This window comes from Dyadobacter sp. CECT 9275, from assembly GCF_907164905.1.
GTDB classification, from domain to species: domain Bacteria; phylum Bacteroidota; class Bacteroidia; order Cytophagales; family Spirosomataceae; genus Dyadobacter; species Dyadobacter helix.
The window spans coordinates 3,463,343-3,478,353 of record NZ_CAJRAF010000002.1; the positions used below are offsets into that span (position 1 = coordinate 3,463,343).

11 protein-coding genes are annotated in these 15,011 nt (G+C 45.8%); 9 read left to right on the top strand and 2 right to left on the bottom strand.

Annotation, left to right across the window (positions count from 1 at the left end):
- The first annotated feature begins 1 nt into the window (after window position 1).
- Both KOE27_RS22100 and KOE27_RS22105 read left to right on the top strand, forming a co-directional pair.
- Entirely contained in the window at window positions 2-514 is a 513-nt protein-coding gene (locus KOE27_RS22100; RefSeq protein WP_215240956.1) for a DUF192 domain-containing protein, read from the top strand.
- Window positions 498-1,532: a M28 family peptidase gene (locus KOE27_RS22105; RefSeq protein WP_215240957.1), complete on the top strand. Its 1,035-nt coding sequence runs from the start codon at window positions 498-500 to the stop codon at window positions 1,530-1,532. Before KOE27_RS22100 ends, KOE27_RS22105 begins: the two co-directional genes overlap by 17 nt.
- A 40-nt stretch (window positions 1,533-1,572) precedes the next feature.
- Here KOE27_RS22105 and pbpC read toward each other — a convergent pair whose 3' ends face one another.
- A complete protein-coding gene (gene pbpC / locus KOE27_RS22110; RefSeq protein WP_406566872.1) occupies window positions 1,573-3,858 on the bottom strand; it encodes a penicillin-binding protein 1C in 2,286 nt (761 codons plus the stop codon).
- A 162-nt stretch (window positions 3,859-4,020) separates the two neighbouring features.
- On the opposite strand from pbpC, the gene glpK reads away from it, so the two are divergent.
- The 7 genes from glpK (at window position 4,021) to KOE27_RS22145 (ending at window position 14,140) form a co-directional block, all read left to right on the top strand.
- The gene (glpK, locus tag KOE27_RS22115; RefSeq protein ID WP_215240958.1) at window positions 4,021-5,520 is read left to right on the top strand and encodes a glycerol kinase GlpK; all 1,500 of its coding nucleotides are present in this window, start codon (window positions 4,021-4,023) and stop codon (window positions 5,518-5,520) included.
- Window positions 5,521-5,691: 171 nt separating this feature from the next.
- Entirely contained in the window at window positions 5,692-6,501 is an 810-nt protein-coding gene (locus KOE27_RS22120) for a 3'-5' exonuclease (RefSeq protein ID WP_215241718.1), read from the top strand.
- A 147-nt stretch (window positions 6,502-6,648) separates the two neighbouring features.
- The gene (gene nuoK / locus KOE27_RS22125) at window positions 6,649-7,002 is read left to right on the top strand and encodes an NADH-quinone oxidoreductase subunit NuoK (RefSeq protein ID WP_229252879.1); all 354 of its coding nucleotides are present in this window, start codon (window positions 6,649-6,651) and stop codon (window positions 7,000-7,002) included.
- A 97-nt stretch (window positions 7,003-7,099) separates the two neighbouring features.
- The gene (nuoL, locus tag KOE27_RS22130) at window positions 7,100-9,016 is read left to right on the top strand and encodes an NADH-quinone oxidoreductase subunit L (protein ID WP_215240959.1); all 1,917 of its coding nucleotides are present in this window, start codon (window positions 7,100-7,102) and stop codon (window positions 9,014-9,016) included.
- A 49-nt stretch (window positions 9,017-9,065) separates the two neighbouring features.
- Entirely contained in the window at window positions 9,066-10,511 is a 1,446-nt protein-coding gene (locus tag KOE27_RS22135) for a complex I subunit 4 family protein (protein WP_215240960.1), read from the top strand.
- 65 nt (window positions 10,512-10,576) lie between these two features.
- Window positions 10,577-11,974, top strand: a complete 1,398-nt coding sequence (locus KOE27_RS22140) for an NADH-quinone oxidoreductase subunit N (protein ID WP_215240961.1) — start codon at window positions 10,577-10,579, stop codon at window positions 11,972-11,974.
- Window positions 11,975-12,148: 174 nt separating this feature from the next.
- A complete protein-coding gene (locus KOE27_RS22145; protein ID WP_215240962.1) occupies window positions 12,149-14,140 on the top strand; it encodes a polysaccharide biosynthesis protein in 1,992 nt (663 codons plus the stop codon).
- Here KOE27_RS22145 and KOE27_RS22150 read toward each other — a convergent pair.
- A complete protein-coding gene (locus KOE27_RS22150) occupies window positions 14,114-15,010 on the bottom strand; it encodes an alpha/beta hydrolase (RefSeq protein ID WP_215240963.1) in 897 nt (298 codons plus the stop codon). The two genes, KOE27_RS22145 and KOE27_RS22150, sit on opposite strands and share 27 nt — an antisense overlap.
- Between the last annotated feature and the right edge of the window lies 1 nt (window position 15,011).

Genomic DNA, 15,011 nt, shown 5'->3' on the forward strand with positions numbered 1-15,011 from the left:
CATGAAGAACAGACAGTCTTTGTTTGCCTACATCCTGCTCGCTGTTTTTATCATTGGCGGGCTGGCTTATTTTTTTGCGCCTTTTCCTCCAGGAAAAAAAGCTGTGGATGCTGTTTCTTCGACACCTCCCTCCACAGCAGGGTTTGTTAAAGAAGGGGAAATTGTTTTTTTGCGTAACGGACAGAAGATCAAAAAGATCGATGTAGAGATTGCCGAAAATGAGGCCGAACAAAGCAAAGGTTTGATGTACCGCCCCTATCTGCCCGATTCAGCAGGAATGCTCTTTATATTTAACGATTCTGCTCCCAGAAATTTTTGGATGAAAAACACGATTATACCGCTGGATATCATGTATGTTGATGCAGGCAAAAAAATTATTTCAATTGCTAAAAATACCAAGCCCTATTCCGAAGAAAGCGTTCCGTCACTTGGAAATGCCCAGTATGTGGTGGAGGTTAATGCCGGATTTAGTGAACGTCACGATATAAAAACAGGAGATGCCATTTCGTTTTAATTTATTACCTGCCGGAAAAATATCCGCCATTTTATTTCTTTCGTTGCTGGCAATCCAAGGTTGCAACAACTCAACGAGTTCGGAGCAAACCAGCGAACAGCAAGCCCCTAAACTGGTTCCGGCACCCGCGTTCAACGCAGATTCGGCTTATCATTTTGTAAAACAACAGGTAAATTTCGGTCCACGGGTCCCCAACACTGCTGCTCATAAGGCCTGCGGGGATTATCTTGTGGCCACACTCCGGAAATTTGGATTCCAGGTTACCGAACAGACCTTTGTAGCCACAACTTTTGACGGCAAAAAACTGAATGCCAGAAATATTATCGGAAGCTATAATCCACAGGAACCCAAACGCATTTTGTTAGCCTCTCATTGGGATTCCCGCCCTTTTTCCGACCAGGACTCTACCGTTAAAACCAAGCCCGTTCCGGCAGCAAACGATGGGGCCAGCGGGGTAGGCGTCTTGCTTGAGATAGCACGGGTTATTTCAACCCAGGCCCAGAAACCCGGCGTTGGCGTGGATATCATTTTTTTCGACGCCGAAGACTGGGGCAACTCTTCCGAAGCTACGGATGAGTACAGTGGATTTTGCCTTGGATCCCAGCATTGGGCGGCTAACAAACATGTGCCCAACTATACCGCTTATTTTGGTGTGTTACTGGATATGGTCGGGGCAAAAGGTGCAACCTTCCAGAAAGAAGGATATTCCGTTCAGATGGCGGACGAAGTGGTACGGGAAATCTGGGGCCTTGCAAGCCGGTTGGGGTACAGCAATTATTTCATCGATCAGCGCGGTGCAGCCATTACGGATGATCACCTTCCGGTGAACAAAGTGGCCCGCATTCCCATGGTGGATATTATTCATACACAGCAGAATAACCTGTCCCATACTTTCTTTGACCAATGGCATACCAGCCAGGATACCATGGAACACATTGATCCCAAAACCTTGAAGGCGGTTGGGCAAACGCTGGTTCAGGTGTTATACCAGGAAGGACAGCCGGAGCCCGGTATGTGATTATCAGAGGGTAGGATTTTCAGGTCGAAGTGATTGACAGTCACATCCGTTTGACATCAATCCATATATCGGTATTTCGCCCTTTGTCGTCACTGCAGGAAATCTTGACCCTACCCAGTGGCGGGTTGATAAATACAACATCCTGCGGACCTGCCTTTTTAAAGAGTTTGTCGTTGAGGTACCAGAAAACCTCCTGGGCGTCACTTTGAGCCTGGCAGCTCAGCTGCAACTGAGGTGCCTCATCTTTACGGATATAATACTCGCTGCCATCATTCGGGCTGATAATCATCGGAGCTCCTTCATGAAAAACACGTTCACAGGCGGGGTTATGCGGAGGTAGCTTCGGATAAGGAATTTTCTGGATTTCATAGTAGGCCACCAGCTCCGGGGCAATATCCGGAAGGGCCCTTTTTTCATAATCCTTTTCGGGAAGGCAATAGGTACAATAAGACATCTCGCCATTTTTATCCGTATATACCCATTTCAGATGCCGGCACTTTTGGTAGGACGATACCCCCATAATATAATAATCGGTGATCTGATTGCTGCAGAAATCCGACGGGATATCCCCTGTTACCGCGCAGACTTTCCGCAATGCAACGTTCTGCGGCATGGTATACCACCCCTTTTCTGAATTGTAATCCAGTGAATTAAATACCGAGAACAATAAGGGAGTAGCTGTATTGGCTCCGCTGAGCTCAGGAACCCCTTGTCCGGAAAAATTGCCAACCCACACTCCTACTGTAAACTTCTTGTTGTAACCCACACTCCAGGCGTCCCGTTTTCCGTAAGAGGTACCCGTTTTCCAGGCAATTCGCGGTAAATGATAGGTATTGTCAAATTGTGTCGGAAGATCCGGCCGGGTTACCTGTGTCAATATATTGTTGAGCAGAAAAGATGATTCCTCCGAGATCAGCGTACTTCCTCTCACATTGTTATGTTCCTGAATATATCTTAAATCCCGAAATTTGCCTTTATTTGAAAATACGGCAAACAATCTGGTGAGTTCCTCCAGCGTAACGCCGCAGCCTCCGAGTATCATGGATAACCCCAGGTCCTTCTCCTGCCGGGCGACAGTCCTGAAACCCGCTTTCCTGAGCTGCCCCACCAGACCAGCCGTTCCCATATCCCTCAAAATCCTCACCGCCGGAATGTTAAGCGAATGAGAAAGTGCAAACCCAGCAGTAACCGCCCCGTTGAACCGCTGGTCAAAATTTTCAGGCTCATATCCTGCAAAATTTGTCGGGACATCGTAAACAACACTTCGGGGTGTCAGCATTCCTTTATCAAATGCAGTTGCATATAACAATGGCTTCAAGGTACTGCCCGGCGAGCGAACCGCTCTGATACCATCCACCTGCCCCCCGTCATAAGGATTAAAAAAATCTGCAGAACCAACATACGCTTCCACAGCCATGGTCTCATTATTCACTACCAGTACGGCCGCATTATGGATATTCATGCCGTTCAGACGGTTTATGTAGTTCTTCACCTGCCCCTCAATCTGTCGTTGTAAATGAAGATTAAGATTTGATCTGACAATTTTTTGGTCCGGAAATTCTTTCTTTAATCTTTGAGAAAAATGCGGGGCAAGCCGTGGCGCAGCCAGCCTTCTGATGACCAACGGCTCTCTTAACGCATCCTGAATAACATTTTTATCAAACAAGTTCGCCTTTTCAAATCTGAGGAGCCACCTGTTCCTGGCCTGGATCAGCTCCTCATTCCTTCTTCCGGGCTGTAGCCCAGACGGGCGGTTTGGAACTATCGTAAGCGCCATAATTTCGGCAAGGCTTAGCAGCTGCGGCAACTTCCCAAAATACAAAAGAGAAGCCGCCTTAATCCCTTCAATATTACCTCCATACGGCACACGGTTAAGGTACATCAGGAGGATTTCTTCCTTAGAATAATGGAATTCCAGCTGAAGGGCGCGAAATGATTCCAATATCTTATTGAAGTATGTCCTTTTCCGGGGTTCGAGAAGCCTTACAACCTGCATCGTGATCGTAGACGCCCCAGAAGTTCTTCTGCCTTTGACCATGTTAAGCGCTGCTGCCCGCAGCATGGCCAAAGGATTAATACCAGGATGATAATAAAAGAACTTGTCTTCCTTGTGTATCAATGTTTTGCGTAAAAGCGGCGTAATCTCAGAGATGTCCGCATAAAGCCGCCATTTATCATCCCCGCTTAAAAAGGTATGGATGACAGTACCGTCTTTCGCCAGAATCTGGGATGAATAATCAACCTCAGCCCTAAAAGGAAAAGTAAAATCAAGCAGTAAAAAGGTCAGGAAACACCCCCCCGATATCAGGGCGGCCCTCTTGAAAATAGAATGTGATTTCAGTTTCAGGTTCCGTTACAGGGTTACATAATTTTCGGAGGATCAAATTTAAATTTTAAAATGCCAAGGTAGCCAATGACATTTGTCCTAACCGAATAAATTTCCTTATTTACTAGCTTAATTGCAAATTAAGCCAATCATAGTACCATTATGTCTAGATTTATCGCCGCCATCGACCAGGGAACAACCAGCACCCGCTGCATACTTTTTAATCCCCAGGGAAATATTGTTTCAGTAGCACAGAAAGAACATGAACAAATTTACCCCCAACCCGGCTGGGTAGAGCACAATCCCGACGAAATCTGGAAAAATACGCAGGAGGTGGTTGCGCTGGCAAGGATACAGGCTTCGGCCAACGCTTCGGATATTGCAGCCATCGGCATTACCAATCAGCGTGAAACCACCGTTGTATGGAACCGTAAAACCGGTAAGCCTTATTACAATGCACTGGTATGGCAGGATACACGTACGACAGATTTCGTAGCTACTTACGAAAAAGATCGTAGAATCAATGAATTCAGGGCTATTACCGGGTTGCCCGTCTCTACCTATTTCAGTAGCCTCAAACTTAAATGGCTGTTATCCAACGTAAAAGGGCTTCGTGCCGACGCGGAAAAAGGAGATGCGCTGTTCGGAAATATGGATACCTTCCTGATATGGCATCTTACAGGTGGAGCGCAGGGCGGCATACACGTTACCGATGTGAGCAATGCGAGCAGGACCCAGTTAATGAATCTCCGAAGCCTTCAATGGGATGAAAAAATGCTTAAGGAATTTGATATCCCCGCCGTTATGCTGCCTGCAATTAAAAGCAGCAGCGAGATTTATGGTTATGTTACCAGCGAAGTGATCCCGGGTGTTCCGGTAGCTGGAGACCTGGGAGATCAGCATGCAGCCCTGGTAGGTCAAACCTGTTTTGAACCGGGGATGGCCAAAAATACTTACGGTACAGGCTGTTTCCTGGTAATGAACACCGGTAATGAAATCAAACTATCGGAAAACGGATTACTTACAACCATGGCTTATCAGTTTGGCAATCAGCCCGCTAAGTACGCGCTGGAAGGAAGTGTAGCTGTAACAGGTGCATTGGTACAGTGGGTACGCGATAATTTAGGATTGATCCGAAAAAGCAGTGATATAGAAAAGCTGGCCAAAACCGTGGAAGATAACGGAGGTGCTTACTTCGTGCCAGCGTTTTCGGGGCTTTATGCTCCGTACTGGCGAAATGATGCCCGGGGCGTAATTGCCGGATTAACCCGTTATGTTAACAAAGGGCATATCGCCCGTGCCGTACTTGAGGCTACCGCCTACCAGACTACCGACGTGGTGAAGGCAATGGAACAAGACTCAGGAATAGAACTTTCATCTCTGCGTGTGGACGGCGGCATGGTGGCCAATCAGTTGCTGATGCAGTTCCAGTCCGACATCCTGAACCGGCAGGTGGTCTCCCCAGCCGTGGCCGAAACCACCGCCCTGGGTGCAGCCTATGCTGCTGGCCTTGCCGTGGGCTACTGGAAAAACACTGAAGAACTCAAACAGAACTGGGCCATTGCCCATACCTGGAATCCCGCCATGGAAGAGCATAAAAGATCTGGGCTGTACCAGGGATGGCAAAAAGCGGTTACAAAATCTTTCGGCTGGATGGAATAGTAAGCGGTAATAACCCGGCTATTTCCGCTTTTTTACTATAATCTTTTAAAAAAAATATGTCTGATTCCTTAAAAAAGCCTTTTTGGAATCTGTATAAACTAATGGGTGATTTGCTCTATCTAACCGTAACGCTTAACTTCGCGGCGATAATCGTTTTTTATGAGTGACCTTATGCATACCCTTCAGCTGAAAAAACCACTGGCTTTTTTTGATCTTGAAACAACCGGCGTCAGCATTGTCCGCGACCGTATCGTTGAGATCTCCGTGGTGAAGGCTTTGCCTAATGGAGAAACGGAAATCAGAACGCGCCGGATCAACCCAGAAATGCCTATTCCGCTGGAAAGCAGCCTGATACACGGTATTTATGATGAAGATGTGAAGGATTGCCCTACTTTTAAAGGTATAGCTAAAAACCTGGCCGCGTTTCTGGAAGGCTGTGACCTGGCAGGGTTTAACAGTAACCGGTTTGACATTCCGATGCTGGTGGAAGAGTTTCTCAGGGTAGGTGTGGAATTTGACCTGAAAAACAGGCGTACAGTGGATGCACAGCGTATTTATCACATGATGGAGCCGCGTAATCTTTCTGCTGCCTACAAGTATTATTGCGGAAAAACACTTCTGGACGCCCACAGCGCAGAAGCAGATACCATCGCAACTTTTGAAGTATTACAGGGGCAGATCGCTAAGTATGAAGGCGTTAAGATTACGGATGCCCACGGGAACGAAACCGAACCGATCAAAAATGATGTAGCTGCCCTGCATGAACTTACCGCTTCCAACCTCATAGATTTTGCGGGACGGATGGTTTATAACGATAAAGGTGAAGAAGTTTTTAATTTTGGCAAGCATAACGGCAAGCGTGTGGCGGATGTACTAAAAAACGAACCATCCTTTTTCGACTGGATGATGAAGGGAGAATTTCCACTGGACACCAAAAGAAAGCTTACCGAGATAAAATTACGAGGTTTGACTCAGCGCTAAACCTGTTACAGGATTTTCAGTTGTTTCTAAGTCGTTTTTATAGCTATTTTTGTTGTCACTAATAAAATACCGGGCGTCGGATGCTCACGATATTTTAACTGAATTTGAAATTAATCATAACCGAATTTCCATAAAGGTAAATCTTCTATGTTCCCGAACCCCAATTTGTCACCAGTCGTCATACCGGAGGTTATTCAAAGTATCCCGTTGCAGAGTTACCTCATTCTGAGCACCTTACTTTTTGTAATTGGAATAATCGGTGTACTTACCAGAAGAAATGCCATTATTATCTTTATGTCGGTGGAGCTGATGCTGAACGCGGCCAACCTGTTGCTCATCGCCTTTTCATCCTATCGTTCGGATCCTTCCGGCCAGGTTTTCGTATTTTTTATCATGGCTGTGGCTGCAGCAGAGGTTGCGGTAGGCCTGGCTATTATTGTTATGATCTATCGAAATACAAGAAATACAGATATCGGTTTCCTGAACAAGTTAAAGTGGTAACCGGTTTTTTTACATTTGAGACGCCTTAATTAGCTGATATAAAAGGCATTAAAGAAAAGTCAACAGATATTCAGAGATTAAAGCATAATTCATAGACATGTCTGCATCATTACTTATTCTGATTCCCCTACTGCCTCTTGCAGGCTTTTTGATCAATGGAATCGGCTTTACCCATGTACCGAAAGGACTGGCAGGAATTATTGGCTCACTGGCCGCAATCGGAAGTTTTGTTTTATCAGTACTTACTTTTAATGCATTTCTGGCGGGAGGTAGTGAGCCTTCTGTTATCCCGCTTTTTGACTGGATCAGTGTGGGCACGCTCAATATCCCTTTCTCTTTCCAGATCGACCAGCTTTCACTTCTGATGCTGATGATCATCACTGGAGTAGGTTCCCTGATCCACATTTATTCTTTTGGTTATATGCACCATGATGGAGGTTTCGGTAAGTTTTTTGCTTATCTCAACCTCTTTTTGTTTTTCATGCTGCTGCTGGTGCTGGGCTCCAATTATGTCATTATGTTCATTGGCTGGGAAGGCGTTGGGTTATGCTCTTACCTGCTGATCGGATTTTGGAATAAAAACACAAACTATAACAACGCGGCCCGTAAGGCGTTCATTATGAACCGTGTGGGCGACCTTGGTTTTTTACTTGGTATCTTCACCATCATTGCTACCTTCGGCTCGGTTGAATATCTGGATGTCTTCCGGCAGGCAACGGGATTTAAAGTGGGGGATCCGGTTACCGTTACCATCACCCTGTTTCTTTTTGTAGGAGCAATGGGTAAATCGGCCCAGATACCCCTCTACACCTGGCTGCCCGACGCCATGGCCGGCCCAACGCCTGTCTCAGCGCTGATCCACGCTGCTACAATGGTTACTGCGGGTATTTACATGGTAATCAGGTCCAATGTCCTGTACTCTCTTGCTCCTTCTACGCTGGAAATTGTTGGAATAATCGGGGGTGCCACAGCCATTTTTGCGGCATCCATAGGACTTCTTCAAAATGACATCAAAAAAGTTCTTGCGTATTCAACCGTCAGTCAGCTGGGTTATATGTTCATGGGGCTTGGAGCCATGGCCTACTCTGCCTCTATGTTCCATGTCATTACACATGCCTTTTTCAAAGCTTTGCTCTTCCTTGGTGCGGGTAGCGTTATCCATGCCATGTCAGACGAGCAGGACATACGGTATATGGGTGGACTCAGAAAAAAACTACCCATCACTTTTCTGACATTCCTCATTGCAACAATTGCAATTTCCGGAATTCCTCCATTTGCAGGATTTTTCTCGAAAGATGAAATTCTGGCGCACGTTTTCGAACATAACAAAATATTGTGGGTGATTGGGGTGATTGGCTCACTGATGACTTCATTCTATATGTTCCGGTTGCTTTTCCTTACGTTTTTCGGGACATTCAGAGGTACTCATGAGCAGGAACATCACCTGCATGAATCACCGGCTTCCATGACCATCCCCCTGATTCTTTTGGCCGTTCTTTCGGCAGCAGGTGGATTAATCGGTGTACCCGAAGCCCTTCACGGCACACACCAGCTTGCTACCTTTATGAGTCCGTTATACGATGCCGCACGGCAGGTCAATCCGGCTGCATTTGCGGGAACCAGCCTTTCTCATTCCGAAGAATACATGCTCATGGCAGTCTCGGTAGGTGTTGCACTTATCTCGGCCATTGCAGCTTACGTCATGTATGTGTCCAAAGCCTCAGTACCTGCTCCGGACACAACGGAAAAATCAGGTTTACAGAAACTGATTTACAACAAATATTATGTGGACGAACTCTATGATACTGTTTTTGTAAAACCCGTTAAAATGCTTTCCAATATCTTGTACAGTGCAGGAGAGTTTGTCATCGACCTGTTTGTTTACGCAGCTGTAAAACTGGTTAATCTGCTTTCCGGATTGCTGAAGAAAACACAAACGGGATCTGTGGGAGATTATGTATTTGCTATGGTGCTGGGGATTGTTGCACTTTTGTTCTGGAAACTTTTGCTCTGATTTTGTTGATATACCGTTCACATTTGTTGCTGACCGTTGACCTGAAAATATGCTTACTCTATTTCTTATACTTTTACCAATTGCCGCCGGCCTCATTACCTTCCTTGTTGGTGACCGTCTTGCAAAGCAGGTAGCACTCATTGGCGGACTGGCTGAACTGGCCCTTGCAGCTTCGGTATGGTCTCAGTTTGACCCTTCTGCCGGTATTCAATTCTCTTTCAGATACAACTGGCTGGCATCAGGAAGCATTTCGTTTGCAGGCGGTATTGATGGTATAAGTATGCTGCTTGTATTGCTGACCACTTTCCTCACCCCTCTGATCATACTTTCTGCATTTGGCAACAATTATAAAAATACAGCTTCCTTTTACGCACTGATCCTTTTCATGGAAGCAGCGCTCATAGGGGTATTTACGGCAACAGATGCATTCCTTTTCTATCTTTTCTTTGAAGCCGCGCTGATTCCCGTTTATTTCCTGGCGGCAGTCTGGGGCGGGGAAAACAGGCTGAAAGTTACATTCAAGTTTTTTATCTATACCATTTTCGGAAGCCTCTTCATGTTTGTTGCGCTGGTATACCTGTACTATCAGACACCCGGTGCACACTCTTCGGAGATTCGCGCATTGTACGGCCTCCAGCTCAGTCCTTTAAGCCAAGGCTTCGTTTTCTGGGCATTCTTCATTGCCTTTGCTATTAAAATGCCTTTGTTTCCCTTCCATACCTGGCAACCCGATACCTACACCGAGTCTCCTACCCCGGCAACCATGTTACTTTCTGGTATTATGCTGAAAATGGGGGTATATGGGCTGATCCGTTTGCTGCTGCCCATTGTTCCGGAAGCGCTGGGTTCCTGGGGAATTGTCGCTGTCATATTATCGGTAATAGGGATTATATATGGATCCATTATCGCGATTCAGCAAAGTGATATGAAGCGGCTGATCGCCTATTCATCCTTTGCACACGTGGGGCTGATGGCCGCGGGTGTGTTTTCCTCCTCTGCCAACGGCCTGCAGGGAGCCCTGATTCAGATGCTTGCGCACGGTATCAATGTAGTTGGCTTGTTTTTCATTATTGATATTATCTACGCCCGCACCAAAACAAGGTACCTGGACCAGCTCGGGGGTATCAGTCAGAGCGCTTCTCATTTAAGTGTTTACTTTATGATACTGCTACTGGGAAGTGTGGCATTACCTCTTACAAATGGCTTTGTTGGTGAATTCCTGCTGCTTTCCAGCGTATTTCATTACGACCATTGGCTAGGTGCTATTGCCGGTCTGACGATCATACTGGGTTCTGTTTATATGCTGAGATTATTTCAGAAGTCGATGTTCGGACCGAAATCCAAGTGGGTGGAAGGCTTTCAGGATTTAACGCTTAAGGAAAGAGCTGTTTTGTTGCCGCTAATCATTATGGTTTTCTGGATTGGTATTTACCCCAACACCTTCCTGAAACTCACAGAACCGGCTGTTAATCAACTGTTAACACTTGTGAAGTAATCAGTGAGATATCCGGACTATGTACCGGTTGTCTGTATTAAAATGATAAACGATAAATAATAGATATGTATCCCATTATCCTGTTGTCAGTTCTTGGAGTCGTGACACTGTTTCTAGGGTTCTCGAAATCGAAGAATGTTTTATTGCCTTCTGTTCTGTTTTTTCTGATCGTTGCTTTGGCGGGTAACTTCATTGAATGGAACCAGGGTCCCCTGCTTTACTTTTATGACATGTTCAGGGTGGACAACCTCACATTGGCATTCAACGGGATTGTGCTGGTTTCAGCATTTATGATCGTGGCAATATCCGGTGGCTTTCGCGACAACTCAGATTCCGAACCGGCTGAATACTATGCTCTGATGTTATTTTCAATTGTTGGTGCCATTATGATGATCGGATTTGAACACCTGATCATGCTTTTCATCGGCATTGAAATCCTTTCTGTTGCCATGTACGTCCTCACCGGAAGCAACAAACGAAATTTACGCTCCAATGAGGCCGCATTGAAATACTTCCTGATGGGTGCTTTTGCTACCGGATTCATCCTTTTTGGAATAACACTCATCTACGGTGCAACTGGCTCGTTCAAACTGAGCCAGATACAGTCTTTTGTCACCATTACCAATACCGCAGCACCTTCCTATCTGCTTTACGCGGGTCTGATGCTCCTACTGATCGGTATGCTGTTTAAAGTTTCGGCAGCACCCTTTCACTTCTGGACACCCGACGTTTACGAAGGAGCACCAACCATCTTCACAGCATTCATGTCCACCATTGTTAAGACAGCAGGCTTTGCTGCCATTTACCGGTTGCTGGATCATTCCTTTGGAAGTGCTTACAGTTTTTGGGGCATTGTGATTGCTGCCATTTCCGTGCTGACACTCGTTGTGGGAAATATCGGAGCAGCCGGGCAAAGCAGTTTCAAACGGATGCTTGCTTATTCAGGTATATCACATGCCGGTTACATGCTGATCGCCATCACTGCTTTCACCAGGCCATCCGAGAACGCCATCGTCTTTTATTCGATCGCTTATTCTCTTTCCACGATATGCGCCTTCGCAGTGCTCATGCTTGTTTCAAAAGAGAAGACCGTCGAAGGCCAGCCATTTGAACATTATGATGCTTTCAACGGCCTGTCTAAAAAGAATCCTTTACTAGCGTTTGTCATGACAGTTTCTATGCTGTCGCTGGCAGGTATACCTCTGACTGCCGGTTTTTGGGGCAAATTTATGGTCTTCAGCAGCGCTGCTGAAAGAGGTATCATCTGGATTGCAGTAATCGCGGTACTTATGTCCACAGTCGGAATATATTATTACTTCCGGGTCATTATTGCGTCTTATCTTAAAGAGGGGAATCTGATTCAGATACGGATCGCTCCTTTTTATCAGATCATACTGGTTGTAGCTACCTTTATAACGCTCTTATTAGGTTTAGCTCCTGGTTTGCTGGAGGGTATCATTTAATGCAAAAAACTCGTTTTCTAAAGGAGGCTTAGAACGAGCCTCCTTTTTTTGTAATGTTTAATACTGGCACGACAATTATACAGTATTAATTATCTATCGGAGAATAATTTTAAGTATGCTTCTGTATATTTGGTGTTCGCACGCATTCCTATGTAACTCTTTGACCCGTTAAGAATGATTGCTAAATCTATAGAATTCTTATTCACCAAAGTACTGGAGAGTTACCAGCATCGTTTCGTATCACGCCGTCTCATACTTTCTATCGATCTCGTAATCGTCACATTTTCCTTTTTGCTGGCATGCACGTTAAGGTTTAATTTCAATTTTGACGACATCCCCTGGCGTATGTATCAGTACTTCCTGCTGATACTGCTACTGGTAAGGTCCGCTTTTTTTATCTTTTACAGGTCTTATTACGGAATTGTCAGGCATACGAGCATGGAAGATATCAAGATCATCTTCCAGACCGTCAGTTCAAGTACGTTGATGATTGCTTCATTTTCCGGGCTTGTATACTACTTTTCCGGAAACGTTTATCTGTACATACCTGTTTCCGTACTCCTTATTGAATATTTCATCTGTCTTTTCCTGCTGATCGCCAGCAGGTTTTTTGTTAAATCGATGTATGTCGATATCATGAAAGGGACCAAAAGGCAATCCGTGCAATCTGTGATCATTTATGGTGCCGGGTCGCTGGGTATCATTACGAAAAATGCCCTGCTACAGGAGGCCGGAAAATATGAGATCAAATGTTTTATTGACGACAACCCAACCCTTACCAACAACTCGGTTGAAGGCGTGCGGGTATTTGACCTGCCTACCGCACTACAGAGATTTGTCGAGGGGCAGGGGGCAGTTCCCCAGATTATTCTGGCGGTGCAGAGTATATCCTCAGCAAGAAAAAAAGAACTCGCCGAGTTGTTTCTAAAATATAATATTGTGATGCGCATTGTTCCGTCCACGATTCAGTGGATGAATGGAACGTTTAACAGTGAACAAATCAGGAACATTAAAATTGAGGATCTGCTGGAGCGGGAACAGATCATTTTGCATGATGAAAACATCCGGGCACAGATCACCGGGAAAAGGATAATGATCACAGGTGCGGCAGGGTCTATCGGAAGTGAGCTCACCCGTCAGATTTCGGTTTATGCCCCGGCAGAGCTTTATCTGCTCGATCAGTCGGAGTCTGGCCTGTACGATCTGGAGTTTGATATCCAGCAGAACCTGGACAAGAAAACAAAAATGTCCGTCCATTCCGTGGTTTGTGATGTGAAGGATGTCGTTCGCATGCATACCGTTTTTGAGGAGGCGCGTCCCGAAATTGTTTTTCATACCGCTGCATACAAACACGTGCCCCTGATGGAAAAATTTCCGTATGAGGCGGTAAAAACAAATGTGCTGGGAACCAAAACCGTTGCAGACCTCAGTGCCAAATTTAAGGTAGAAGAATTTGTTTTCGTATCTACCGATAAGGCCGTAAACCCAACCAACGTAATGGGTGCTTCCAAGCGGCTGGCAGAAATATATCTTCAGGATTTAAACAGTAACCCAAATATAAAAACCCGCTACATAGTCACCCGTTTTGGTAACGTGTTGGGCTCCAACGGGTCAGTGGTTCCCCTTTTCAAAAAACAAATCCAGGCGGGCGGCCCTGTGACCGTAACGCATCCGGAAATCATAAGGTATTTTATGACGATCAGCGAAGCCTGCCAGCTGGTACTGGAAGCCGGGGCAATGGGTATGGGTGGCGAAATTTTTGTTTTCGATATGGGCGAGGCTGTCAGGATTCAGGATCTTGCCCGCAAAATGATCCAGCTCTCGGGTTATATCGTGGATAAGGATATCTCCATCTCTTATACCGGCTTACGTCCCGGCGAGAAATTATATGAAGAACTTCTGGCCGACCACGAGCATAATATTCAGACGCATCATCCAAAAATCATGATTGCCCGCATGCAGCCAATGGATTTGTCGGGTATACGTGAAAAAATTTCTCTGCTTTCTTTAGCCATGCAGTCTGCGGATGCAGAACAGATTGTAGCCCTTCTGAAAGCATGTATACCGGAATTTATAAGTAATAATTCGGTCTTCGAGAAACTTGACATAAAGCCCGATCATAAAATCGGAAAGTCGACCTTACCTTGGCAGAAATCCAGTGTCTGACATCCAAGCCAGATTTCGTCCGAACCATTCTGCAAAAGCTGGCCTTTTAAGGTACCCGTGTTCCCCCCTGGCATAAATATGCATTTCTGACAAAACCTTATTCGCTGTTAACGCTTCATAAAACAGGATACTGTGGGCAACAGGAACCACAGTGTCATCACTGGCGTGGGTTATGAAAGCTGGTGGCGTCTTTGACGTTACCTGAAATTCGTTTGAAAAATAACGCTGCTGGCCTGAGGATGTAGCAGATCCCAACAAATTCTTGGCGGATCCGACATGTCCTATCCCGTCCATGAAACTGATGACCGGATAAACCAGAATCATAAAGTCGGGGCGCAGACTTGTTTTGTTTTTATTTTCTATGAAAGTACTGTCAAAGTGCGTTCCGGCAGTGGCTGCCAGATGCCCTCCTGCGGAGAAACCCATTACCCCTATTTTCAGAGGGTCCAATTTCCAGCCCGTTGAATTCTCACGGATTGTTTTTATAGCCTGCTGAACATCCTGCAACGGGCCGACCGCCTGGTTCTGCATGTGCTTACTGTCTGGCAGCCGGTATTTCAGTACAAATGCTGTAACCCCGGCTTCGTTAAAGGCCTTAGCCACCTGGTACCCTTCCCTGTCGATCACCAGTACGCCGTAGCCGCCCCCCGGGCAAATGATGACGGATGTACCATTTGCCTTTCCTGCTGGCGGTGTAAAAATCGTTAAGGTCGGATGAGAAACTTTTCTTGCCACTCCATCTTTGATAACCTCTTCATCGGCTGCGCCTTTAGCCCCCGGAATTTCACCAGGATACAGATCCATTACCTTTTGGCTATATGCCACGCCCGAAATCATCACGACTCCAAGGGCAATCAAAAATTTTCTCATC

What these genes read in the sequence shown, in the direction of transcription:
- KOE27_RS22100 (WP_215240956.1), top strand. Translation starts at nt 2, where the DNA reads ATGAAGAACAGACAGTCTTTGTTTGCCTACATCCTGCTCGCTGTTTTT.
- KOE27_RS22105 (WP_215240957.1), top strand. Translation starts at nt 498, where the DNA reads ATGCCATTTCGTTTTAATTTATTACCTGCCGGAAAAATATCCGCCATT.
- glpK (WP_215240958.1), top strand. Translation starts at nt 4,021, where the DNA reads ATGTCTAGATTTATCGCCGCCATCGACCAGGGAACAACCAGCACCCGC.
- KOE27_RS22120 (WP_215241718.1), top strand. Translation starts at nt 5,692, where the DNA reads ATGCATACCCTTCAGCTGAAAAAACCACTGGCTTTTTTTGATCTTGAA.
- nuoK (WP_229252879.1), top strand. Translation starts at nt 6,649, where the DNA reads ATGTTCCCGAACCCCAATTTGTCACCAGTCGTCATACCGGAGGTTATT.
- nuoL (WP_215240959.1), top strand. Translation starts at nt 7,100, where the DNA reads ATGTCTGCATCATTACTTATTCTGATTCCCCTACTGCCTCTTGCAGGC.
- KOE27_RS22135 (WP_215240960.1), top strand. Translation starts at nt 9,066, where the DNA reads ATGCTTACTCTATTTCTTATACTTTTACCAATTGCCGCCGGCCTCATT.
- KOE27_RS22140 (WP_215240961.1), top strand. Translation starts at nt 10,577, where the DNA reads ATGTATCCCATTATCCTGTTGTCAGTTCTTGGAGTCGTGACACTGTTT.
- KOE27_RS22145 (WP_215240962.1), top strand. Translation starts at nt 12,149, where the DNA reads ATGATTGCTAAATCTATAGAATTCTTATTCACCAAAGTACTGGAGAGT.
- KOE27_RS22150 (WP_215240963.1), bottom strand. Translation starts at nt 15,010, where the DNA reads ATGAGAAAATTTTTGATTGCCCTTGGAGTCGTGATGATTTCGGGCGTG.